General features: G+C 61.8%; 21 protein-coding genes. 10 read left to right on the top strand and 11 right to left on the bottom strand.

The window, feature by feature from the left end:
* The first annotated feature begins 41 nt into the window (after positions 1–41).
* A complete protein-coding gene (locus ACWF6P_RS05320; RefSeq protein ID WP_452620266.1) occupies positions 42–731 on the top strand; it encodes a TetR/AcrR family transcriptional regulator in 690 nt (229 codons plus the stop codon).
* Positions 732–758: 27 nt separating this feature from the next.
* Here the strand turns inward: ACWF6P_RS05320 and ACWF6P_RS05315 are convergent, their stop codons facing one another.
* Entirely contained in the window at positions 759–1,451 is a 693-nt protein-coding gene (locus tag ACWF6P_RS05315; RefSeq protein ID WP_378447447.1) for a GntR family transcriptional regulator, read from the bottom strand.
* Between the two features lie 9 nt (positions 1,452–1,460).
* On the bottom strand, positions 1,461–2,603 hold the full coding sequence (locus ACWF6P_RS05310) for an acyl-CoA dehydrogenase family protein (RefSeq protein WP_452620265.1): 1,143 nt from the start codon (positions 2,601–2,603) through the stop codon (positions 1,461–1,463).
* 127 nt (positions 2,604–2,730) lie between these two features.
* On the opposite strand from ACWF6P_RS05310, the gene ACWF6P_RS05305 reads away from it, so the two are divergent.
* On the top strand, positions 2,731–4,251 hold the full coding sequence (locus tag ACWF6P_RS05305) for an aldehyde dehydrogenase family protein (RefSeq protein ID WP_452620264.1): 1,521 nt from the start codon (positions 2,731–2,733) through the stop codon (positions 4,249–4,251).
* 12 nt (positions 4,252–4,263) lie between these two features.
* Here the strand turns inward: ACWF6P_RS05305 and sfnG are convergent, their stop codons facing one another.
* Entirely contained in the window at positions 4,264–5,388 is a 1,125-nt protein-coding gene (gene sfnG, locus ACWF6P_RS05300) for a dimethylsulfone monooxygenase SfnG (protein WP_452620263.1), read from the bottom strand.
* A 98-nt stretch (positions 5,389–5,486) separates the two neighbouring features.
* Here sfnG and ACWF6P_RS05295 point away from each other — a divergent pair, with 98 nt between their 5' ends.
* Positions 5,487–6,707, top strand: a complete 1,221-nt coding sequence (locus ACWF6P_RS05295; protein ID WP_452620262.1) for an SfnB family sulfur acquisition oxidoreductase — start codon at positions 5,487–5,489, stop codon at positions 6,705–6,707.
* Between the two features lie 7 nt (positions 6,708–6,714).
* Here the strand turns inward: ACWF6P_RS05295 and ACWF6P_RS05290 are convergent, their stop codons facing one another.
* Positions 6,715–7,377 carry a TetR/AcrR family transcriptional regulator gene (locus ACWF6P_RS05290; RefSeq protein ID WP_452620261.1) on the bottom strand — a complete coding sequence of 221 codons (663 nt, stop codon included), beginning with the start codon at positions 7,375–7,377 and terminating at the stop codon, positions 6,715–6,717.
* 119 nt (positions 7,378–7,496) lie between these two features.
* On the opposite strand from ACWF6P_RS05290, the gene ACWF6P_RS05285 reads away from it, so the two are divergent.
* The gene (locus ACWF6P_RS05285) at positions 7,497–8,891 is read left to right on the top strand and encodes an MFS transporter (protein WP_452620260.1); all 1,395 of its coding nucleotides are present in this window, start codon (positions 7,497–7,499) and stop codon (positions 8,889–8,891) included.
* A gap of 6 nt (positions 8,892–8,897) precedes the next feature.
* Positions 8,898–9,893: an ABC transporter substrate-binding protein gene (locus tag ACWF6P_RS05280; protein ID WP_452620259.1), complete on the top strand. Its 996-nt coding sequence runs from the start codon at positions 8,898–8,900 to the stop codon at positions 9,891–9,893.
* On the opposite strand, the gene ACWF6P_RS05275 is transcribed toward ACWF6P_RS05280, so the two are convergent.
* Positions 9,880–10,755 carry a helix-turn-helix domain-containing protein gene (locus ACWF6P_RS05275; RefSeq protein WP_452620258.1) on the bottom strand — a complete coding sequence of 292 codons (876 nt, stop codon included), beginning with the start codon at positions 10,753–10,755 and terminating at the stop codon, positions 9,880–9,882. The genes ACWF6P_RS05280 and ACWF6P_RS05275 overlap by 14 nt on opposite strands.
* Before the next feature lie 91 nt (positions 10,756–10,846).
* Here ACWF6P_RS05275 and ACWF6P_RS05270 point away from each other — a divergent pair, with 91 nt between their 5' ends.
* Positions 10,847–11,515 (top strand): DsbA family protein, encoded by a 669-nt coding sequence (locus ACWF6P_RS05270; protein ID WP_452620257.1) that lies wholly within the window; start codon positions 10,847–10,849, stop codon positions 11,513–11,515.
* A gap of 192 nt (positions 11,516–11,707) precedes the next feature.
* On the top strand, positions 11,708–12,139 hold the full coding sequence (locus ACWF6P_RS05265; protein WP_378541948.1) for a MarR family winged helix-turn-helix transcriptional regulator: 432 nt from the start codon (positions 11,708–11,710) through the stop codon (positions 12,137–12,139).
* 55 nt (positions 12,140–12,194) lie between these two features.
* Here the strand turns inward: ACWF6P_RS05265 and ACWF6P_RS05260 are convergent, their stop codons facing one another.
* Positions 12,195–12,887 (bottom strand): alpha/beta hydrolase, encoded by a 693-nt coding sequence (locus tag ACWF6P_RS05260; protein ID WP_378530827.1) that lies wholly within the window; start codon positions 12,885–12,887, stop codon positions 12,195–12,197.
* A 175-nt stretch (positions 12,888–13,062) separates the two neighbouring features.
* Between ACWF6P_RS05260 and ACWF6P_RS05255 the strand changes: the two genes are divergently transcribed.
* Positions 13,063–13,971 (top strand): AraC family transcriptional regulator, encoded by a 909-nt coding sequence (locus ACWF6P_RS05255; RefSeq protein WP_452620256.1) that lies wholly within the window; start codon positions 13,063–13,065, stop codon positions 13,969–13,971.
* Between the two features lie 2 nt (positions 13,972–13,973).
* Here ACWF6P_RS05255 and ACWF6P_RS05250 read toward each other — a convergent pair whose 3' ends face one another.
* From ACWF6P_RS05250 to ACWF6P_RS05240, 3 genes are all read right to left on the bottom strand, one after another.
* Positions 13,974–14,612 carry a YdcF family protein gene (locus ACWF6P_RS05250; RefSeq protein WP_378530823.1) on the bottom strand — a complete coding sequence of 213 codons (639 nt, stop codon included), beginning with the start codon at positions 14,610–14,612 and terminating at the stop codon, positions 13,974–13,976.
* 147 nt (positions 14,613–14,759) lie between these two features.
* Complete coding sequence (locus tag ACWF6P_RS05245; RefSeq protein ID WP_452620255.1) at positions 14,760–16,160, bottom strand: serine hydrolase domain-containing protein; 1,401 nt, start codon at positions 16,158–16,160, stop codon at positions 14,760–14,762.
* A 23-nt stretch (positions 16,161–16,183) separates the two neighbouring features.
* Complete coding sequence (locus ACWF6P_RS05240; protein ID WP_452620254.1) at positions 16,184–17,467, bottom strand: PucR family transcriptional regulator; 1,284 nt, start codon at positions 17,465–17,467, stop codon at positions 16,184–16,186.
* Between the two features lie 136 nt (positions 17,468–17,603).
* Between ACWF6P_RS05240 and ACWF6P_RS05235 the strand changes: the two genes are divergently transcribed.
* Both ACWF6P_RS05235 and ACWF6P_RS05230 read left to right on the top strand, forming a co-directional pair.
* The gene (locus tag ACWF6P_RS05235; RefSeq protein WP_452620253.1) at positions 17,604–18,479 is read left to right on the top strand and encodes an SGNH/GDSL hydrolase family protein; all 876 of its coding nucleotides are present in this window, start codon (positions 17,604–17,606) and stop codon (positions 18,477–18,479) included.
* Positions 18,480–18,531: 52 nt separating this feature from the next.
* On the top strand, positions 18,532–19,908 hold the full coding sequence (locus ACWF6P_RS05230; protein WP_452620252.1) for a spinster family MFS transporter: 1,377 nt from the start codon (positions 18,532–18,534) through the stop codon (positions 19,906–19,908).
* A gap of 51 nt (positions 19,909–19,959) precedes the next feature.
* On the opposite strand, the gene ACWF6P_RS05225 is transcribed toward ACWF6P_RS05230, so the two are convergent.
* Together ACWF6P_RS05225 and ACWF6P_RS05220 are read right to left on the bottom strand one after the other, a co-directional pair.
* On the bottom strand, positions 19,960–21,216 hold the full coding sequence (locus tag ACWF6P_RS05225) for a Tat pathway signal protein (RefSeq protein ID WP_452620251.1): 1,257 nt from the start codon (positions 21,214–21,216) through the stop codon (positions 19,960–19,962).
* Positions 21,213–22,541 carry a lipase family protein gene (locus ACWF6P_RS05220; protein ID WP_452620250.1) on the bottom strand — a complete coding sequence of 443 codons (1,329 nt, stop codon included), beginning with the start codon at positions 22,539–22,541 and terminating at the stop codon, positions 21,213–21,215. The genes ACWF6P_RS05225 and ACWF6P_RS05220 overlap by 4 nt, the downstream gene beginning before the upstream one ends.
* Positions 22,542–22,549: the final 8 nt, after the last annotated feature.

Here is a 22,549-nt window from a genome sequence, read left to right as displayed (position 1 = left end):
AGAACCCCTTCGAAGTCGCATCTGCGAACGCACGTTCTCAGATGAGTGAAACGCTGAAATGCCGAGATGTCAAGCAACGCCGAGATTTCAATCAACACCGAGATGCCAAGATGGTCTTCATGAATGACCAACCGCGTTCGTACGGTGGCGTCGACGGCGCGCTGCGCGTAGCCCAACGACGGGAGACGCTGATCGAGGCCGGCGTGGAACTCATGGGGTCGACCGATCCCGAACTGACCGTCCGAGGAGTGTGCAAGCAGGCCGGTGTCGCGGCGAGGTACTTCTACGAGAGCTTCCCCGATCGTGATGCATTGATGTCGGCCGTCTACGACACAGTCATCACGGATATCGCCGTTTCAACCCAGGCTGCGGTGGACGCCGCCGAGACCGAACGCGGCAAGGCGCTCGCCGGGATCGCGAACATCGTCCGCACTATCGCGAACGATCCCCGCCGCGGACGTCTTCTGTTCTCCAGCGCCCTGACGAGCCCTGTCCTGGCCGAGAAACGCCAAACGTCGACGACGATATTCGTCGGTCTCCTGGCTGCCAACGCCAAGACCTTCTACCGATTGAACGACAGCGGTCATCTGACCCTGACGGCAACGTTCCTGGTCGGCGGACTGGCGCAGACCCTCAGTGCATGGCTCGACGGGTACATCGACGTGACGGAAGAAGAACTGGTCGCCGAGTGTGCGGCGATCCTGCTCGCTCCCGCCCTACCTCCGTCTTGAGTTCCTGCTCCGTCGTGAGCTCCTGATTCAGTCCCAGATACCGATGTTGTCGAGGTGCGCCAGCAGTCGGGCAGCGCCGTCGGAGAACTGCAGACCCATCTGCGCGTCGACCTGCTCACGGTCACCTTTTTCGAACGCTTCGATCAGGCTGTCGTGACTCGATACCGCAAGCTCACCCCATCCGGGATCGGTCGCGTAGAGACGAGCAGGGGTGTACCGAATCGCGCCGAACAGGAACCACGCCAGTTTCGCTCCGCCTGCAGCGCGATTGATCAGGCGATGGAACTCGAATTCGCACTGCTCGATCGCAGCTGCATCCGAGGCGTCGACCGCCGCTCGCAAATCGGCATTGAGCTCCGTGAGTTCCACCAGTTGATCAGCGGTGATGCTGTCCATCGCCCGCAAGGCCAGCTTGACCGCGATCTGCCCCTGCAACCAGAAGATGTCTTCGATGTCCTGGCGGCTGAGGGGTGAAACGAGATAGCCGCGATGCGGAACCAACTCGACCATCCCCTCGCCGCGTAATGCGACGAGGGCTTCTCGCACAGGCGTGACGCTGACCCCGAGGTCGGCTGCGGTTTCGTCCAGCCTGACGAACTCGCCCGGACGAACCGAGCCGGACATGATCAGGTTGCGAACGTGGTTGGCCACGTCCTCCGACAACTGTGGCCGTCTCCTCAGCTCAGATGTCGCTCTCCGAGTGCGTGCAGACGTTGCCACAACCGATCCTCACAGTCCGTACGTTTTGCCGATGATGTCTCGCTGAATCTCGTTGGTACCACCATAAATGGAGGACACAAGAGTCTTTCGCACATGATGCTCCATGTCGAACTCAGTCGCGTAACCGTACCCACCCATCATCTGCATCCCCTCGAGCGCGACCTTCTTGGCGGTCTCGGTCAGCTTGAGCTTGGCCATCGACGCTTCCCGCGGGAACATCTTGGTCGGGTTTGCGTCGACCATCCGGGCCACGCTGTAGACCAGCAGACGGCCGCATTCGATCTCGGTGGCGAGATCCGCGATCCGGTGGCGAAGCGCCTGGAACGATCCGACCGGACGGCCGAACTGCTTACGCGTGGTGACGAATTCGAGGGTGTCGTCGAAAGCGCGCTGTGCGGTCCCGAGCATCATCGCCGCGAGGATGAGGCGTTCGATGTTGAGTCCGGCCATGAGTTGACGCCAGCCGTTGCCGACTTCCCCGACCACCGCGCCCTCGGGCAGCAACGTGTCGGTGAAGTACAGATCGTTGACCTCCTTGCCACCCATGGTGTCGATTCCACTGATCTTCAGTCCGGAGATGTCAGCCGGCACGTGGAACATCGTCAGGCCCTCATGCTTGCCTTCACCTCTGGACGTACGAGCCACCAGGAGGATGTTCTCGGCGAAGTGCGCGTTGGAACACCACGTCTTCTGGCCGTTGATCAGCCACCCGCCGTCGACCTTCTCGGCGCGGCAACTCAGATTGCCCACGTCGGAGCCTGCTTCGGGTTCGGACATCGAGATCGACTGGGAGGCGCCGCGGACGATCCCGCCGAGCACTGCCTCCTTCTGCTCGGGACTTCCGAACTTCTCGTACGCGGCCCCGGTGATGACGGTCGGGCCGAGTCCACCGATCGGCGCCATCCCTTTGGCGGCTTCCTCCAGGAAGATGCACAGGTCAACTGTGCTTCCGGCCGATCCGCCGTACTCCTCCGGGACGGTCAGCCCGAGCCATCCCAATTCGGCCATCTTCTCGTAGAACGCCTGGTTGTGGTTATGGGCGCCATGATCGGTCAGCAGATCTCGCTGCTCACGGGTCCCACTTTCCTTCTTGCAGAACGCCGCTACCGACTTGGCGAAATCAGACTGCTCCTGCGTGAAATCCATGTACATCGAAAACTCCCGAGTGAGATGAGGCTGGAGGCTTGTCGGAGCTCCGTCCGACGCATACTGTGACTACCAGCACAGTAAATCACATCACATATATGTGATGCACCGACATGTGGAGGATCTGAAGAACATGACAGAACAGCTCGGCCGCCAGAGCACGTCTACAGATCCGAAATCGGACGACCGCACCTTCGCGAGCCTCGACCCTCGCAACGACTCCGTGGTCGCGCAGCACCCCATCGCCGACCAGCAGGCGATCGAAAAGGCAGTCGCCGCAGCTCGCGCCGCATCGAAGTGGTGGGATCAACTCGGATTCCAAGGCCGCCGGAAGGTGCTCGGTAATTTCCGCGCCGCAATCGCAACTCACGCCGAATCGATGGCGGAGATCATTTCCGCCGAGACGGGAAAACCCGGCGACGACGCACTACTCGAAGTCATGCTGGCCGTCGAACATCTCGACTGGGCGGCACGCAACGCACAGAAAGTGTTGCGCCGCAGACGCGTCGGCGCCGGACTGATCAGCGCCAACCAGTCTGCCTCAGTCGGATACCGGCCGATGGGCGTCGTCGGCGTTATCGGTCCCTGGAACTATCCGCTGTACACTCCGATGGGGTCGATCGGCTACGCACTGGCCGCCGGTAACGCCGTCGTATTCAAACCGAGCGAACTCTCACCGGGCGTCGGCGTCGAGTTGGCCCGCTTGTGGAACATCGCCGCACCCGGACACCCTGTCCTGCAGACCATTACCGGTGACGGCAAAACCGGCGCACTTCTGTGTTCGTCCGGTGTCGACAAGATCGCATTCACCGGTTCGACCGCTACCGCGAAGCGTGTGATGGCCGCCTGCGCGGACACCCTCACTCCCCTGGTCGCCGAATGTGGCGGCAAGGACGCCATGCTGGTGGACGCCGACGCCAACCTCGATGCAGCCGTCAGCTTCGCCGCGTTCGGGGCAGTGGGCAACGGCGGACAGACCTGCGCCGGCGTCGAGCGAATCTACGTCGTAGCGCCCGTGTACGACGCTTTCCTGTCCAAACTCACGGCCGCACTACGGGACGCCCACGCCGGCGCCACCGACAGCTCGACCTACGGGCCGATGACGCTGGGAAAGCAGACTGCGATAGTCCGGGGTCAGATCGAAGACGCTCTCGGACGCGGTGCGAAAGCTGTACTCGGCGGACTTGATTCGTTCAACGGTCCGTTCATCGATCCGATCATCCTGACGGATGTTCCGGAGGATTCCACTGCGATCACCGAGGAAACTTTCGGCCCGAGCGTCGTGGTGAACAAGGTGGCCGACATGGACGAGGGAATCGAACGCGCCAACGCGTCGAAGTACGGCTTGGGCGCCTCGGTGTTCACCAAGAGTTCGTCGAAGGGCCGAGCGATTGCCGAGAAGCTCGAATGCGGTGTCGTCACGGTCAATTCGGTTCTCGGATTCGCCGGAATCGCCGCCCTGCCGTTCGGCGGGGTCGGCGATTCCGGATTCGGACGCATCCACGGAGCTGACGGTCTGCGTGAGTTCAGCAGCGTGAAATCACTTGCCGTTCAGAAGTTCAGCGCTCCACTGGACCTGCTGACCATCGAGCGAAAAGCTCGAGACATGAAGATCTCTCGTTGGATGCTGGCGAAGCGCCACGCAAAGTCCTGAGAGGTCAGCCGATCAGCCGGCAGTGACGAGCACCTGTTCGGCACTGCCGGCTGCTTCGAGTTCACGAACCAGCGGAAGCACCTTGGCCCCGAAGTACTCGATCTCCTCCTGGAAGTGGAGGAACCCACCGAGAATCAGATCGACACCGCGACGACGATATTCGACGATCCGATGAGCGATCTGCTCCGGCGTGCCGATCAGTTGCGAGCGGAAGCCGTCGTTGTACTGAACCAGGTCCTCGAACTTGGAATCCGCCCACATGCCGTCCTTGGACGCGGTCGACGCGCCTGCCTGCTGAACTGCATTCTTGAATCCCTCGACCGCAGGGCGGTTGGCCTTGGCAATGATTTCCCGCAGCGTGTCTTTTGCTTCGGCCTCGGTGTCGCGGGCGATGATGAACCCGTTGAGCCCGAACTTCACCTCCCGATCGTTCTCGCGAGCAACCCGGCGAACGTCGACCAACTGTTCGGTGACTCCGTCGTAGTCCTTGCCGTTGCTGAAGTACCAATCCGAATAGCGGCCGGCGTTCTCTCTGGCTGCCGCCGAGTTACCACCCTGGAACAGTTCGGGATTGGGACGCTCCGGAGTGTTGAGCGGCTTCGGCTTCAACGTGAAGTCGTGAATGCGGTAGAAGTCTCCGCGGAAATCGACGTCGTCCTCGGTCCAGATCTTGCGAAGAACCTGAAGGAATTCGGCGCTACGCCGATAGCGCTCGTCGTGCTCGAGCCATGGCTCACCGAGGTGAGTGAACTCGTCCTTGAACCAACCGCTGACGACGTTGACGGCAAATCGACCGTTCGACAGATGGTCAGCGGTAGCACCCAGTTTCGCCAACACTGCCGGCTGCCAGAGTCCGGGGTGTACCGCGGCGATCACCTTGAGCTTCTCCGTTGCCAGGAGTAGCGCGAGGCTGAAGCTCGTGGATTCGTGCTGGAACTCGGCCCCGTAACTCGCCTCGTAGCGAACCTGACTCAGGGCGTACTCGAAGCCGTTGTTCTCGGCGGTTTGCGCCAGCTTCTTGTTGTACTCGTAGTCCCAGCTGGTCCGCTGCTCGATGTCGGAGGTGACCAGACCACCACTGACATTGGGCACCCAGTAGGCGAACTTGATCTCGTCGGCGATACGTTCAGTAGACATAATGTCCAGCAAACATGCAGTTCCCGGCTATTTCCAGGGTAGCGATCACACAGGTTGTAAGTGTTGGGTGCGTGCTGCGACCGTGAAACGGTGGCAGCATGACTGCTGTGGACATTCAGGAGATCGCGCACCGCATCACCAGCGAAGACGAGGCTCTCTCGGTGGCGTCGGAGCTGTCCGCCGAGTTCGCGGCAGGTGCCGGCGTCCGCGATGCGCAGCGCCTTCTTCCCCACGACGAGGTCCGCGCGCTGGCGCAATCCGGCCTGCTCGGACTTTCGGTGCCGAGGGAGTTCGGTGGAATCGACGCGAGCACCGAGACGTTGGCCGAGGTCTTCCGTCTACTCGCCGAAGGTGATCCCAGCATCGCGCAGATTCCCCACAGCCACTTCACCTTCTTGGAAGCGCTCCGGTATCAGGGGTCGAACGAGCAGAAGCAGTTCTTCTACGCCGAGGCATTGTCGGGTAAGCAGTTCGCCAACGCCCAGAGCGAGCGCGGCAACAAGACCATCGACATCGACGGCACCACTCTCACTCCCGACGGCGAAGACTTTCTGCTCGAAGGTCGCAAGTTCTATTGCACGGGAGCGCTCTTCGCAGACTGGATCGTGGTGCGGGCGGCCAATGCGGATCAGTTCACCGAGACCGGTGCGCAAGTGAAATCCGTGGTCTACCTACCTCGGAATACACCCGGACTGTCGATCGTCGACGACTGGGACGGCATGGGGCAGAAGACAACTGCAAGCGGAACCGTGACCCTGGAATCCGTGTCGGTGCCGCGGTTCAACGTCGTACCCTTCACATCGCTGTTCGCGCATCCGACCACCTACGGGGCACAGGCACAGATACTGCACGCCGCGATCGACACCGGCATCGCGTCGGCCGCACTGCGCGAATCCGTGGAACTCGCCGCGAAAGCACGTCCCTTCTTCGAGGCGAAAGTCGATACGGCGGTGGAGGATCCACTGCTCGTTCAGCTCGCAGGCGAAGCGTCGATCGAGGTTCGCGCTGCCCGATCACTCTTGGCAGAGGCAGCGCGATCGATCGACGTGGCGCGTCGTGATCCCACCGAGGACTCCACAGCCCGAGCGTCCATCGACGCCGCAACTGCCAAGGTGGTCGGTGCCAGGGCGTCATTGGCGGCGACGAGCACGCTGTTCGAAATCGGCGGTACCCGAAGCGCAGGCGAATCGGCTAACCTCTCACGATTCTGGCGTGACGCACGCACCCACACCCTCCACGATCCGACCCGGTGGAAGGTCCAACACATCGGGCGCTGGACGCTGTCCGGGACAATCCCACCGAGGCACGGCCTGCTGTAATCGCCGACTAGCCGGAATTCACGTACCCGCTGATCAAGACGTCGAGACCTTCCAGGTAACTCTCAGTCGTCGTCCCTGCAGGCCAGTCCTCGAGCGCCTCACTGAGTACCGGCAGTGTCTCGGGCCCGATTTCCCGGATCTTGACCGCGAGAGGTGACACACTGCCTTCCGGCCGCGTCGTGGTGTCGTAGATGTTGAGCAGCGCACCGAGCGTGTAGTTCCACAGTGCTCGATAGACCAACAGTGCGCGACGCGGCGACATACCGAGTTCGACACACGCGGCCATGGCCCGGTCTACCAAGACCACAGCGCCGCTCCCGCCGCGCCCTCCGCGCTGAAGCAACTCGATGATCCAGCGCTCCGACGCCAGCTTTTCGAAGATCGCGGAGAAGATCGTGCGAAGCCGTGCGACCTGATCCTGTGGCAGGACCAGGGAACCGAGGTCTTGTGAGTACACATCGAGAACCGCACTGATCAGCTGTTCCTTGTCGCCCACGTGCCGGTACAGCGCCATCGGTGTGGTGCCGAGCGACTTCGCCAACGCTCGCATGCTCAATGCGTCGGCGCCACCGGACTGAAGTTGCCGTTTCGCCTCGTCGACTATCTGCTCCGACGTGATCGTCGGGGGACGTCCGAGCCGCGGTGATCTCGGTTCCATCTTTTCGGCCATCCGTCGATTGTGCGCGCCCCTGCTACGACGCTCTCGCCCGGGGAACCCCTTGCATCTCAGCCCCCAGCAAGGTAAACCTAACTACTTATGAGAACGCGTATACAAATTGGTTACCTGCAATGACAACAACAACCCGGGCGGTAGCGGCGCCTGCTCTGGTCCTCACAGCCGCCGCGGCAGCACAGTTCCTGGTGGCCTTCGACATGTCGGTCATCAACGTCGCACTGCCCGACATCCAGAAATCACTGAACTTCTCCGACGCCGGATTGTCCTGGGTCGTCAACGCGTACGCCCTCGCCTTCGGCGGACTGCTGCTTCTCGGCGGCCGTCTGTGCGACGTAATGGGCACTCGTCGGGTTCTGGTTTCCGGGCTTCTGCTGTTCGCCTTCGTCAGCATCGTCGGCACCTTCTCCGCGTCCGCCGAGATGCTTGTCGGAGCTCGGGCGCTTCAAGGCGTCGGCGCTGCGATGATCGCGCCGGCCGGGCTCGCCGCCCTCAGCCAAGCCTTTCCCACCGGACGCGCCAGGGCGAAGGCATTCGGCATCGGGGCAATGTCATCAGCGCTCGGCGGCGCACTCGGTGTCGTACTGAGTGGCATCTTGACCGAAGGGCTCAGTTGGCGATGGGTGATGTTCGCCGGCGCACCGGTGGCCCTGCTCGCCGCAGTTGCCGGCGCACGTGGACTGCCGGCCGGCCAAGCCGCCAGAGGCGGCTCCCTCGATCTCCCCGGGGCCATCTTGGCGACGACGGGCATCACCGCCCTGGTCGGCACCGTCATCGCCACCGAATCACATTCCTGGACTTCAGGTTACGTGCTGGGTGGATTCGCGCTCACGATCGCCCTGCTGACCGCCTTCGTTGTGGTCGAAAGTCGCTGTGCCACCCCACTGGTACGACTGTCCACCCTGCTTCGACCCCGAATCGGGCTGGCCAACGCCATCATGTGCCTGGTGTGCGCGGCACAGTTCAGCGCATTCTTCTTCGTCTCACTCTTCCTGCAACGTGGGCTGGGCTATTCGCCGACCACCACCGGTCTGGCTTTCCTGCCCTTCTGCTTCGGCCTGGTCATCGGCATCCTCGCGTCAACCAAACTCCTTCCGCGCTACGGAGTTCGGCCGCTGCTCGTAGTCGGAACAGCAGTCGCAGCGATCGGAACTTTCATCTTCTCGACCATGAACGTCGACAGCCCCTTCTGGGCCGTCATCCTGGTGCCTTCGCTTCTGGCGAGCATCGGCATCGGTCTGTCGTTCATGCCGCTCAGCAACGTCGCCACGGCCGACGCTCCTCCCGAAGAAGTCGGCATGGCATCCGGACTTCTCAGCACGTCGCGTCAGATCGGCGGTTCACTCGGACTGGCCGTTCTCGTGAGCGTCGCCGCTTCCTCGACGGCGCGCTCGGACAGCGCACCGACCGAAGCACTGGTTTCCGGATACTCCCAAGCCCTCTTCGTCTGCTCCGGCCTGCTACTGGCCGGAACCCTCCTGTCCTTCTTCTTCCCACGAATGGATCGTTGACCTCAGATGTTCACCACCCGAACCGCATTCGGCATCGTCTCGGCGCTTCTCCTCACCGTCGCCGGTGCAAGCGCGTGCAGCAGCTCCGCCGAGTCCGACACCGCTTCTGCAACTCGCTCCGTCACACACGAACTCGGCACCGTCGAAGTTCCGGCATCACCACAGCGCATTCTCGCGCTCGACGAGTATGCGGGCCTGAGTGCACTCGCACTCGGTGTGAAGCCCACCGTCGTCTACAGCACCCTGCGATCGGACGTCGCAAAAACGATTCTGCGCGAGCAGGGCGTCGAAGTTCTCGACAAGCCGACCTTCTTCGCCAACCCCGCCGTCGAGGAGATCGCGTCGGTCGAACCCGACGAGATCTTGATGAGCAATGCCGGTCCACTACCGAGCCTGTTCGCTCAGATCAACGCCGTGGCACCGACCTTGGTTCTCCCTTACTCCGCACCGTGGCGTGACGTGCTGGAACAGGCTGGGGAACAGCTTGATCGAGACAGCGAAGCAACCGCGATGATCGAAAAGCTGGAATCCGGCCTCGAAGACGTCAAGACCGCGGCGGCCGGCCAGAGCCTTGCAATACTTCTCGGCTACAGCGGAAACCTGTTCACCGTGCCACCGACCACTCCCATCTCCACATTGGTCACCGAGGCGGGTTTCACCAGGCCGGTCTCAGAAGTCAACGCGACCAACAATCAAGACACCGGCACGATTTCACCCGTCTCCCCGGAGCTTCTGCCCGAGCATGCGGCGCAGACCGTCGCCGTGCTGTCCGGCCAGCAGTACGACGCATCCATCGTGCGAAACACTCCGCTGTTCGACAACCTGGCGCCCGATCCGGCACACGCCCTGGACGTCAGCGGCGATCTCTGGTTCGGCAGCCATCCGTTTGCGATCTACTGGATCATCCAAGACCTGGACGGCATCGCACATGGCAAGGGGCAGAGCAGCATCGGAACCCTCGACAGTGCCGACGCGCGATGGGCGGCATTCAGCGCGCTCTGACGTCCTGACGGAAAGTCAGCGGAGAAACACCCACCCGGGTGGCGAAGAACTTCGTGAAGTTCGCAGAATCGTCGAACCCCAACTTCGACGCCACCTGGGTGACCGTGTCCGTACCGAACGACAGTAGACGTTTCGCTTCGAGCACCACGCGCTGATCGATGTACTGCTTTGCCGTCATTCCGGCCGCGGCTCGGGTAGCCCGCAATACAGTCTTCTCGGAGTACCCGATCTTGTTGGCGTACTCCGAAACCGAACGGACCGTGGCGAAGTCACGTTCGACAACGGAATGGAACCTTTCGAATACGTCATTGTGCGCCAGCACCGAGCTCTGTTCCTGCCCACCGAGATGGGTCAGCTTCAACAGAATTGCGGTCAGCGTGTGCCGCAGAACCGCCGCGCGAACCACCGGCGCAGAAGTATCCGGGCAGCCGTAGTTGAGATTCAGGTGTTTCATACCCGCGCTGATGGTCTCGAGGTTCTCGCCGGACAACTGCCACGCGGCCTGCCGACTGTGAGCGTTCCCGTCCAACAGTTGCTGGCTGACGGCATCGAGCGACGAGGGTGTGAAGAGAACAACCGTCGCCTCGAAATCCTGGATTCGACCCCACTGTTGCACTTGCCCCGGTCTGACCCAGAACACAGTCCCCGGGCTGACCGCGTAGTTCACGAAGTCGATGGTGTGTAGCGCCGAGCCCTCGGTCACCAGCGCGAGTAGGTGAAACTGCGGACGTTGAGGGCCGACGAACTCGGCACTACCCCCGTTGATGCGAATGGTGTCCAGGCTGAGAACCTCGATCTCGGTCGCATCAGCAACCGAAGATGCGTACCCGACGTCCCGGACGGGTACTTGTCTGTTTTTCACTAGTTCGGGACTCATCTTCACCGTGACCGAATACCCGAATGCGACATACCGTCACAGTATCAATCAGTTCGCGCTCGGATAGGAATCCACAGTGAAATCAGCAGGCCCGACAACAGCAGGCAAGACACAACTCACCTACGTCTTCGACGCCTATTGCGGATGGTGTTTCGGCTTCGGCCCTGCATTGACGGAGTTCGTCCGTCGAAATGCCGATTCCATCGACTTGTCCGTAGTCAGCGGCGGACTGTTCACCGGCGAGCGCGTCGCGCCCATGTCTTCGGCTCCGTACCTCAAATCAGCCAACGCCACCATCGCAGCTCAGACCGGAGCCGTCTTCGGTGACGGATATTCACAACTGGTGGCTGACGGACGGTTCGTCATGGATTCGACGGATGCCGCGATCGGCCTCGCCGCGCTGCGCGCGCAGGACCCGACACGCGCGCTCGACATCGCGGAGGCCATGCAGATCGCGTTCTACCGAGACGGTCGCAGCCTCTCCGATCCCGAGACCTACCGAGCTATTGCGCAATCGCTCGGACTAGACCCCTCTGTCGCGGTGTCTTCCCTGTTCACCGCCGCTTCGAAGGATGCCGCCCGCGCCGATTTCGTGCGAGCACGCAGGCTCGGCGCCACTTCGTTTCCGACGCTGCTGTTCCACGGGAGTGACGGGTCCGTCGTGAAATTCGGTTCTCCGACCAGTACCGCCGCCGATCTCACCCGCGATCTGCACACCTGTGTACGGGCGTATGCGGTGGCTTGACCCACCCCCGTCCTCGCCACCCCCTTCCTCGCCACCCCCTTCCTCGCCACCCCCTTCCGAGCGAAAGGTACGTTCAGCGCCTTCAGTGCGCCGAACGTACCTTTCGCTCAGCGGCGGTTCACCGAATTCACACACCTCCCCGTTCTGGTTTGATGAACATCGGAACAAATTGCACCAAGGGGAGGAAAACCTGTGGTTTCAGATCCGATCACCGGCCTGGAGATGGAACTTACCGACATGTGGCAGAAGGGACGGGCACGCTCGCGCGACGACGCACGCGCGATTCATCCCAAACTCGACCCCGCTCTGTACCACGTTCTCGTGATCCTGAGCCGGTCCGACGCCGTTCGGATGGCAGACCTGATCTCGATACTCAACATCGAGAAGTCGACACTGACCCGGCAGATCGATGCAGCGGCCAGGCTTGGTCTGGTCGAACGCATTCCCGATCCCGACGATGCCCGCGCAAAGTTGGTCGCTTTGACGCCCGAAGCCCGAACGAAGCTCACGACTTACCGCACCCAGCAGCTCGAACGCTGGCGTGCTCGTTTGGCGCAGTGGGACACCGATGACATCACCACTTTGACCGCCCTCTTACGTCGGCTCGCTCAGGCCAAGGACTGACACGAGAACAGTTGTGGGTTAGAGCCAACTCGAACAGTCGGACGAACTTACCGGGTCACGACACTTCGGCTGCAGCACGCAGAATCAACTGGGTGACCTCGTGTGGGTGAGACGCCAACGATGCATGGCCTGCGTCGAGTTCCTCGATCTCGCGGGCACCGATACGCTCTGCCATCCATCGCTCGGTCTCCGGCGGAATCATTCGATCCTGCCCTGAAACCTGATACCAACTGGGCTTCCCGCGCCATGCCGGCGGTCCTGACGGGTCTGAGAAGCACTGACCTGCAATGGGTTTCTGCGTCAATGCCATGACCAATGCTTCGGTGTCGTCGAGATCCTGACTGAAGCTCTCCTGAAACTTGTCCGGGGCGATCCACAAGAAGCCCTCGGCATCCGGCGCGATGTTCGCCGCTCCCGCCGGCTGATCTGTGCGGGCGAAGATACTTCCCAAGCTGTCACCCTCGTCCGGCGCGAAGGCAGCGATATACACCAGTCCCACAACGTTTTCCGCATGGCCCGCGCCGGTGATCACCGCGCCGCCGTACGAGTGTCCGACCAGCAGGGTAGGGCCGTCCATCGATTCGGCCAACTTCCTGGTGCGGTCCACGTCGTCGGCGAGCGAAGTGAGTGGATTCTGAACCGCAACCACTCGATGCCCGGCGTTGTGCAGGGTGGGTATGACGTGACGCCAATGAGAACCGTCTCCCCAGGCTCCGTGCACCAGAACGATGTTTACCTTCTCTGCCATGACCAACTCCTCCAGATAAGCAGTGCGACGAATACTCCGACGATCGGCAAGCCTTCGAAATCAGGGCCTTGCCTGTTACCCACGTTAAGGGGATCCTGGATCAATAACCATGACCAGATTGCCAATTTTTTGTGCAGAAACGCCGAACGCGCGAGACCACCGGAGCGATCGATCCATGACAACGACATCATCACAGCGGTACGTACCCACCACCGACGAGACTCGAACCCGGGACACTCTCTCGCACGTTCTCGAAGTCGTTCACCTTCGCGGTGACCAGATTCATCGCTGCGTCCACGGCGAGAACTTCACCGTGGAGGTACCCGCCGGGGTGCGAGCACTTCACATTGCCGAGCACGGTGACATCGTGATCAGAACGCAGGGCAAGGCCCCGATCGAACTCAGCCCAGGGGAACTCGTGCTGTTACCTCACGGACTTGCCCACACGATCGAGAATGCGATTCCGATCGTTCCGAGCACCGAGACTCGTTGGCTGTTCGGGACTTTCACACTCGACGACGTCGCAGCGCAGCGACTGCTCTCGGTTCTGCCGGACTTCGTCGAACTGCGTGCGACGCCAGGGACCCCGGTCGAGTGGCTCGAGGTGAGCAGCCGATTGTTAGGTGCTGAGGTGGACGATCCGAAACCTGGTTCCTCCGTGATGGTTTCCCGGATTCTCGACCTTCTCTTCGTCCAGATCCTCAGAGCGTGGGCACGCGCAGACGGATCGAACGGCGGATGGCTGACCGCAGCCATGGATCCACGAATCGGGCAGGCTCTCGAGGCCGTCCACAACGACCCGTCACGCAACTGGACCATCGACGAATTGGCCACGCTCTCCACGCTGTCGAGATCGTCTTTTGCAGAGCGCTTCTCGCGACTGGTCGGCCAGACGCCCGGTGCTTACATCACCGAGCGCCGACTCGACCGCGCCGCCGAACTACTCGTGCAAACCACCGAGCCGGTCGGAACCATTGCAATAACTGTCGGCTACGAATCCGATGCCGCGTTCAGCCGCGCCTTCCGGCGACGATTCGACGCCTCACCGTTGAACTGGCGGAAATCCAACTCCCTCGATCGCTGACGTCAGGTCGCCGCGATCACACCTGCGACCGGGATCCGGCCCAGAACTGCAACCCGGAAGTCCACCATCGCGCGCTCCACGTGATTGGCGCTCGAGACCACAACTACGCCGGTCGCGCCTCGATCGGCGAGAATCCGCGCAGAGTTGAGCGCGTTCTCCACCGTGGACCACGACGTGCCTTCTTCGGTGATCCGGCCCGGGTGAACGCCGTTGGCAACGAGCCACTCCCGCATCGCCCTGGCTTCCGTCACCCCGGCCTTTGGAGCCCCACCGCTCGTGATGATCGGAGACTGCGGGTACTGACGAGCTAGCTGCAGTGCCGCCTGAAGTCGGTCGACCAGCATCGGACGCATCGTGCCGTCATCGAAGAGTCCTGCACCGAGAACGACGATGTTGGTGCCCACCGGATTGAGGTCCAGCAACACGGGCGACTGACGCGTCAGCGTCTCAGCACTCGTGCACGCAAGGATGAGGGATCGCACCGGCGTCTGGCACCCACCCACCGTCGACAGGATGCCGTTGACGACCGTCGTCGGAGTGATGTCGGCGCTCGCTGTCGCCGGCGACAATCCCACACCGGCTGCGGCAATTACCGAAGCAGCAATCAATCCCTTCGTCAGAGACCTACGAACATTTGCCATGAAGCCGAACCCCCAAAAATTGTCGGTTGTCCAGCACACGGTAACGAACGTTTTGTCCTAATTGTGTGATTTAAGTGACTTTTACTGTTGACTTACCGTCACACAGACTAAACATGAAGGTTTCACAACGATTTGGCTTCGAAACCGTCATCTACCAGCGTCTCGAAACGACGCGCCCGCCGCATTTCCGATCTGAGCTGCAGCATCCCCGAGCAGGTCGGCAACACTGAACGGCAACAATTCGTTGTTGCAGATCACAATGTTGCATCCAGGTGTTCCTGCTCGCCCCGTTCCGGCCATGGTGTCGAAGATCAGTTCGGGATTCGCGAAGCCGACAAGCTGTGACGGATCGTCGATCAGCGGACCGCCCGAACCGTGTGCGGGAGACCCGACGTACAGCGGCGGCGGAACGTCAATGATGGAAGCTACGACAAGCCGCAAGAACTCCTGAAGATCGGGATTCGATTCACCGGTCAATCCCGCCGATGGGTCTGCAGGGTCGAAGTAGCTCGACAATCCGTCCCGCACGATGACCAGATCACGGCTGGGTACCACGACGATCAACTGCCCGAGCATTCCGACGAAACCGTAGAGATCCCGAGGCGCGTTCTGCCACACCGGATGCGAAACATACTTGCTCACCGGCGCATTCACGGAATAGAAGTTCTCGCCCGCGTTCACCCAGGTCAAGAAGCCGTACCCACCATTGGACGGAGAGGGCGAGGACAACTCGTCGATGTAGGCGGAGTCGATCAACGTCTGATCGCGCCACGCGCCTCGTTGCACCATCAGCTGACCCAGTCTGGCCATGTCTCCCGGCCGGATCGCCAACCCACCGGCTCCGATGGTGTCACCGGAACGATCACGCACCCACACCCAGTGGTCACGCGGAATCCCCAAGCGGCCGAACAACTCTTGTTGCACGAAATCCTGAAAGTCACGTCCCGCCGCATTCTGGACGATCCGAGTGAGCACCGTGACAGTGGTCTGTCCGTACGCGAACTTGGTTCCTGGTTCGGCCACGAACGGAAGGTGCAGCGTCTGTTGCACCGCGTCCGTGTAGTAGCCCGCAATGTCGGCACCCCACGAGAAGTCGAGCCCGGACGATTGGGTCAGCAACTGCCGCACCGTGATGTCAGCGTGTTCCTGGTCAAGTCCCCCGATGTACTGACCGACTCGATCGTCGAGTCCCAACAATCCGAGTGTGTTCGCCCTGCCGACGGCGAGAGCAACTACGCCTTTCGACGAAGAAGCCAACGGGAACGGAATCGCATCTGCGACGCCGTCGACGTTGGACGCCGCGAGACACCCATGCCGCAACACGCGTATGGACGTCGACGCTTTGGCTGTGCCGAAGTCGACTGCTTGCTGCAGCGCTGCAGCATCGAACCCCAGTTCCGCTGCGGGACGCTGTGTGAATTCCCCAGCCGTACCGGGGTTCTCGCAAGAGGGCGGGGAAGCTCCGGCAGGTGCCGCGACTGAACCGGCAATCAATGCACCGAACAGGGGAATCAAAAGAGCGCGGCGAAAACCGCGAGAATCAGACACGTTCACAGAGAACCACAGACGCATCACGTTTGGGAAGCATCCGCCTCCATCCCGATTGCGCGACGCGCTCCCAGCGCCATCGTGACCTGCACAAGATCTTTCGGCGCCGACAGGTCAAGTCCTGTCAGGGAACTCGCTTTACGCAGGCGGTACACCACAGTATTCGGATGCACGTGCAACTGCTGGGCGGTGGCAGCTCGATCGAATCCGGAGTCGATGAAAGATTCGAGCGTCTCGAGCACGGCAAGATCGGACTCCAACGGCGACAACACATCTGCGAGGATCGGCAGCGCGGCGCTTGGCCGGGTCAGTTGATACTCGACTGCAAGATCCTCGAGACGAACGACCCCACTGGTACGTCCGTACTTTCGGGCAACGTTCAGCACCTCGCGCACCTGCTTCACCGCTGCGGGAACTGCTGCTGGTGCCGCGACGTCGACGGCGGCAACCGTCGATGCACCGATGACCTTCTCGAGATCACCCAACCGGCGACACAGGGCGAGGTACTGCGGACTCGATGCCCAGCTTCCCTCTGCGGGTTCCGATTCCACAATGGGAATCAAGACGGCTCCGCCGCTGCTGCCGAGCACCCCGAGGGCTTTGTCCCGCCCCACCTGATCCAGCTCTCGTTGCAGGTGGCGCACCTTTCTCCGCTCGGCAACGGCAGTGTCCACCTCGGTCGAGGACTCGTCGTTGTTGCGCTCGACGTGCAGGGCCACCACCCAGTACAGGCGCGCCAACCTGATGCCCACAGCGTCGGAGACCCGATCAACATCCACACCCGTCGAAAGTGCTACGAACAATGACCTTCGCGCAGAATCCTCGTCCGTCTGGGTGGCGTGGTCGGAACCGTAGCCGGCAAGAACCGCCGACGTCGACGCCGCAGCATATGCGTTCAAAAGTCGTCCGGTGCGCGCGAGAGCCACACCGTCCTGTGCGAGCGCCCATTCGGAGATCGTCTCCCACCAAAGCCCCGCACCCAGGTGATATGCCCGCAACACCTCGCCGAGAGGAACCAATTCCTGAGCTCGCTGCCGGGCGGACTCACTGATGTCCGCGAGCGTCTCGGGCGCCAGATCAGCACCCGTCCGCAGCATCGAGATGAACAGTTCCAGATTGCGTCTGACGATGGTCGTGACGTCGTTCCGCAATGCCTCGTCGGGGAGCAAACGATAGAAGGTGACGTCGCGGTGCACCAGATCAACCGTCTCAATGACCAGCGGATGGGTGCGCTGCGCCAATCGGTCAGCCAGAGATCTGCCACCAACCATTATCGGCTCGAACGGCAGATCTTTGTTTCCAGACACAAAACCCTCCACAGAATTGAATTGCCACCACAAGGCCGACCTGCCCTTTTCCTATCACTATGTAACCCACGCCACTCACGAATTCACAATCAGTGGCATGACTGGAAGTCTCACCTTCAACCAATAGGAGCCCCGAGTGACGTGGAAGACGCGCAGCGCAGCCATTCTGACAGGCGTCGTGACTGCCGGTTCGATCGCGGCTCTCGGGACCGGCGTGTCAAGCGCCGAAACACCGGTCAGTCCTATCCAGTACGTCGCACTCGGCGATTCCGCGGCGGCCGGCCCTCTGGTCACCGCGCAGGACTCGTCGTCACCGGGCTGTCTACGATCACTCGACAACTACCCGTCCGTGGTGGCGCGAGAACTCGGCGCTCAACTCACGGATATGACCTGCTCGTCGGCGCGATCCGCCAACGTCACGGACACCGCACAATCGACGTTCTCCGGTCAAGTATCACCGCAGGCAACAGCATTGGGGCCTGATACCGACCTCGTCACCATCACCATCGGTGCCAACGACATCTCGTTGTTTCCGACAGTTCTGAGCTGCGTCAATCCACTCCCCGAACCCACCGGAACGTCCTGCCGTGACAAGTTCACTACCGGTGGCATCGATCAACAGCGACAGATGATCGAAAATGCCTCCGCAGGTTGGAGTTCCATGATCAAAGTAGTTCGCGACCGGGCACCCTCGGCACGCATCGTCGTGATCGGATACGGGACGTACATCGCCAACGGTGGATGCCCCGGCACCCAGCCGTTCTGGCCGCGCGATGCGGACTATCTCCAGAGTGTCATCGACTACGGCAACACGGTGATGGCCGCCACCGCGGCGAGCCACGGTATCGAGTACATCGACGTCACCGAAGCCACTGCCGGACATGACATCTGCACGGACCCCGCCACTGCCTACTACACCGGAATCATCCCAACCCAGCCGGCGGTTCCGCTGCATCCCACTGCAGCCGGAATGCAGGCGATCGGCAACGCCGTCGCCGACGCTCTGTCCTGAGCTTCTCCCCCAGCACAATTCATTCAGCACTCGCGAAAAGGGTTGAACAACCATGTCAATTCAACGAGACGCTCCGCTGCTACCGTCCGTCGACGGCGCCCCGGTCGGAACGCGTGACAAACTTCTGGGCGGCACACTCGTCGCACTGTTTCTCGCGAACATGCTCAACTTCTTCGACCGGGCGATCCCCTCGGTCGTCGCCGAGCCGATCAAGAACGAGTTTTCGCTCAGCGACTTGCAATTGGGGCTGATCACCTCTGCCTTCACCCTCGTCTACGCAATCGCCGGGCTGCCGCTCGGCCGGTTGGCCGACACGAAGAATCGCCCCAAGATCATCGGCATCGGCCTGCTGGTGTGGAGCGGGCTGACAGCGGCAACCGGTGCTGCCGGCAGCTACGTGCTGTTCATCCTCGCGCGCTTGGGTGTCGGTGTAGGCGAAGCGACCTTCACACCCGCCGCCAACTCGATGATCGGTGATATCTACCCGGCGGAGCGCCGCTCACGTGCTCTCGGTGTCTTCATGCTCGGTTTGCCGATCGGCCTCATGCTCGCGTACTTCACGGTCGGCAAGATCGCCGAGGCCTTCGACAGCTGGCGCGCCCCGTTCTTCCTCGCCGCGATTCCCGGTGTCCTTCTGGCAGTTGTCCTCTATCGCATGGCCGATCCGGTTCGTGGTGGTTCCGAAAGTCCGGAGGCTCGCGCTGCCGCTGTTTCACAGGCACCGATCACCCGGCCGATTCGTCGTCTGCTCGCAATTCCCACGCTTCGGTGGCTCATCCTTGCCGGACTGACCTTCAACTTCGCTGCCTACGCAGTGAATTCGTTTGTCGTCCCGCTTCTGATGCGTCAGTACCACCTGAAACTGACTGCCGCGGCTTCGGTCACCGGCATCATCGTCGGAATCACGGGCCTGATCGGATTGCTTCTCGGCGCTCGCTACGCCGACAAGGCCAGCGCTCGCTCACCGCGGGCGCGTTTGATGATCGGTGTCGGAACCTCGGCATTGGCGGCACCTTTGACGGCGCTGGCACTGTTGCAACACGGCGGGAACGTCGTGATGTTCACGCTCTTGTTCTCGGCCGGGTGGCTTCTGGCCTACGGCTTCTACATCAGCGTCTACCCTGCCATTCACGACGTCGTGGTTCCCAGGCTCCGCGGCACTGCGACGGCGTTGTTCTTCGCTGCCATGTACCTTCTCGGCGGATTCTCCGGACCGGTTGCCGTTGGAGCGATCTCGGACTGGTTCGCCAAGCGTGCGCTTGCCGACGCCGGTACCGGGAAGTTGGCTCAGTATGCCGGCGACGGGTTGAACTCGGCCATGTATCTCGTGCCGATCATGTTGGCACTCACCGCGGTATTCATCTACCTGGCTACCCGCACTGTCGGCAAGGACTCCGCGCGCATGCAATCGGAGCTGAGCCAGGCCTGACCGACGATTTCACGGACGGTGGCGGGGCTCCCGAGAGCCCCGCCATCGAGGTCAGTTCACGGTGATCGCCAGAGTCGACAGCATGGACCGCAACATGTCCGGCAAGCGAGCGATCATTCGCTGCTCGGTTATCCGAACGGAGACTGGCGCCGCCAGCGTCGATCGCCACAGCACCGGCTGATTCTTCATCAGGTTGTTGTAGACCGGGAGTAGCTGATCGTTGATGTAGGTCCACCGACCGTCACGGTCTGCCCAGTTGAAGTCCGGAAGTGGCGTTTTCACAACGGCATTGCCCACCGCGAACGAAAGCGGGTTCGACTCGCGTGGCGGCACGACGCCAGGCATCGACGGTGATGCGGCGAAGGTGGTCAGGTAGGTCAACGAGCGACCGACGCTGCCGCGGTAGGCCTTCGCCTCGTCCCACTGATCACCCACCGACTGGTACTGCTCGCGTCGCAGCAGACGCACATTGCCGTCGAAGACCGCCTCCGGTGTCCCCGAAGCAATGTTGTTCCACGCGATGCGGGCGTTCTCGTCGAGCAGCCCCGCGCGATCGAGTTCGGCGATGCCGTCGACACCGTCATGAACCCACGCCATGTGCATGGGAATCAGATCCGAGAAGATGTGTTTGCTCATCGCAATCACCTTGCCCTGGAACCACATCACGTCCTCGGGGCGAATCTCGTGGCCGACCTGGAGAAGCGCCGCAATGTCCTCGGGTGCTCCCATCGACGATGCAACCGGCGACCCGACGCGGTCGATCTCTCGCCACACCAGTGCCATCGCCTCGCTGATCGCTTGGACTTCCAGCACAACCCGCCCGTAGTCCAAGTCGAGGAGTCCACCGGCGAAAGCGGGCCCGACCATTCCTCCCATGCCTGCCCACTGCAGTTCTTGATGCTCGAGCTGGAGTCGCTCGTAGAACTGGAAAGTGTTGGTGAGGTTTCCGAGATTCGCGTGCACTCCGTCGAACGGTGTCCACGAAGCGAGATCGATTCCTGCGGATTCAGTTCCGACTGCAAGCCAGTACTGCTTGAGCAGGGTCTGATAGCGGTGCGGATTCACTCGCGAGGCTCGGGCGGTATCCACCAAAGACCGCAGAGTTGCGGAATCCGACGGGAGTGACGGATGCAGACCACCCGCGGCTTCGGCGTTTGCGTTCACTGCCTCCAGGTCGAGGTAGCTGTCGAGGCCACCGGTGCCCGCGGACGCCCGGCCGCCGAGTACGACCGCTCCGCCGACACCTGCCGAGGCGACGAGAACCGTGCGCGCAAAATCCCTGCGCGTCAGAGACTTCCGTATGCTCATCGTCCCTCGGCTTCGTCGAACGTCTTTGCCAGCCAGGCGATGTCCTGCATGCCCAACTGATCGGTCACGGTCTTGTACAGATTCGTCACGTAGTCGAGCGGCCCGCACTGCGACGGGATCAGGTCCACGTCACCGCCGTCGGCTCGATACGTCTGTGCCAACTGTTCTGCCTCACTGAAGGGGACGAGGAAATCGTCTTCACAGGAGGAGATCAGAAGCTTGGAAGCCGGCGCCTGCTTTCCCAACGTGTTGTCCGCATACGCCTCGGCCAGTGCCGGGATCGTTCGGGGCGCCGGGTTGGTGAGCAGGACGTCGAAGGGAACAAACGGAAGTCCGAGATACAGCGCCTGACAGGACGCGCGGAAGGCTGCGGCCACGTTGTGACCGATCGGAGTGAGGTGATCGTCGAGCCGGATGTCGGGGTAGCCCGCGTCGAATCCGAGAATGCTCGAGAAGACGAATCCCGAACCGATCCCACCGGCAGCCGTCTCCTCGAACGTTGCCGGGTCGATCATCATCGCTTGGATGGCGCTGGCCTGGACGTTCAATTCCGGCGCGTAGTCATGCGCCTGTTCCGCGGCAAACCCCGCCGCGACACCGCCTCCGGCGACCCCGTAGATGCCCACAGGTGTATTTGATTCGAGGCCGGCCTCAGGAAGCGCAAGTGCTGCCCGCACACCGTCGAGCGTTGCCTTGCCCGAGAACTGTCCGATCGAGAACGGATGGGGTGAAGTGTCTCCGTCGTTGCCGACGTCGCTCATCATCACTGCCCAGCCGTGACCGAACATCTCTGCCACCGGGCCGAGCGCCGAGAACATCGCAGGGTCGCTCTGGTTGCCACCGGTCCACTGATGACTGGGCGCGCAGTTCGCGCCCAGGCTGTCGTTCGCCTCGGCGTATCCGATGACCTTGCGATCACCTGGCGCGGTTCCGTCCTCGGGAATCATCAGAATTCCGGTGCTGATCACCTGCCGACCGAAGTGATCGGTGGTTGTGTACATGAGCTGGTGAGCCGAGACCACGTCCGGACGGACCTGGTAGACCTGCACACTGACCGGACGCGCTTTGAGAAGAGTGCCAGGGGCGGTACCCGGCTCGATTTCGGGCTCGTCGAACCACGGATCGTCGGACGCGAGCCCGAGTGGAGTCAATTCGGTGGAAATATCAGCGCCTTGGAGTGCCTTCACGACCAACGGGTTGAACACGTCGGCCAGGTCGACGGTCTCCTGCGCACCAGCCGGCGACCCCACCGCAAACAAGGCCACTGCCAGGGCCGATGCCGTTCCGGCGCGCCATGACCACCGTCGCCACGTCGAGTCAAACATCGTTCACG

The organism is Rhodococcus sp. NPDC055024 (assembly GCF_053608585.1).
This window is presented reverse-complemented; position numbering and strand designations above follow the sequence as displayed.

Coding starts and splice junctions, on each gene's coding strand:
- ACWF6P_RS05320 (WP_452620266.1), top strand. CDS start 42: ATGAGTGAAACGCTGAAATGCCGAGATGTCAAGCAACGCCGAGATTTC.
- ACWF6P_RS05310 (WP_452620265.1), bottom strand. CDS start 2,603: ATGTACATGGATTTCACGCAGGAGCAGTCTGATTTCGCCAAGTCGGTA.
- ACWF6P_RS05305 (WP_452620264.1), top strand. CDS start 2,731: ATGACAGAACAGCTCGGCCGCCAGAGCACGTCTACAGATCCGAAATCG.
- sfnG (WP_452620263.1), bottom strand. CDS start 5,388: ATGTCTACTGAACGTATCGCCGACGAGATCAAGTTCGCCTACTGGGTG.
- ACWF6P_RS05295 (WP_452620262.1), top strand. CDS start 5,487: ATGACTGCTGTGGACATTCAGGAGATCGCGCACCGCATCACCAGCGAA.
- ACWF6P_RS05290 (WP_452620261.1), bottom strand. CDS start 7,377: ATGGCCGAAAAGATGGAACCGAGATCACCGCGGCTCGGACGTCCCCCG.
- ACWF6P_RS05285 (WP_452620260.1), top strand. CDS start 7,497: ATGACAACAACAACCCGGGCGGTAGCGGCGCCTGCTCTGGTCCTCACA.
- ACWF6P_RS05280 (WP_452620259.1), top strand. CDS start 8,898: ATGTTCACCACCCGAACCGCATTCGGCATCGTCTCGGCGCTTCTCCTC.
- ACWF6P_RS05260 (WP_378530827.1), bottom strand. CDS start 12,887: ATGGCAGAGAAGGTAAACATCGTTCTGGTGCACGGAGCCTGGGGAGAC.
- ACWF6P_RS05255 (WP_452620256.1), top strand. CDS start 13,063: ATGACAACGACATCATCACAGCGGTACGTACCCACCACCGACGAGACT.
- ACWF6P_RS05250 (WP_378530823.1), bottom strand. CDS start 14,612: ATGGCAAATGTTCGTAGGTCTCTGACGAAGGGATTGATTGCTGCTTCG.
- ACWF6P_RS05230 (WP_452620252.1), top strand. CDS start 18,532: ATGTCAATTCAACGAGACGCTCCGCTGCTACCGTCCGTCGACGGCGCC.
- ACWF6P_RS05225 (WP_452620251.1), bottom strand. CDS start 21,216: ATGAGCATACGGAAGTCTCTGACGCGCAGGGATTTTGCGCGCACGGTT.
- ACWF6P_RS05220 (WP_452620250.1), bottom strand. CDS start 22,541: ATGTTTGACTCGACGTGGCGACGGTGGTCATGGCGCGCCGGAACGGCA.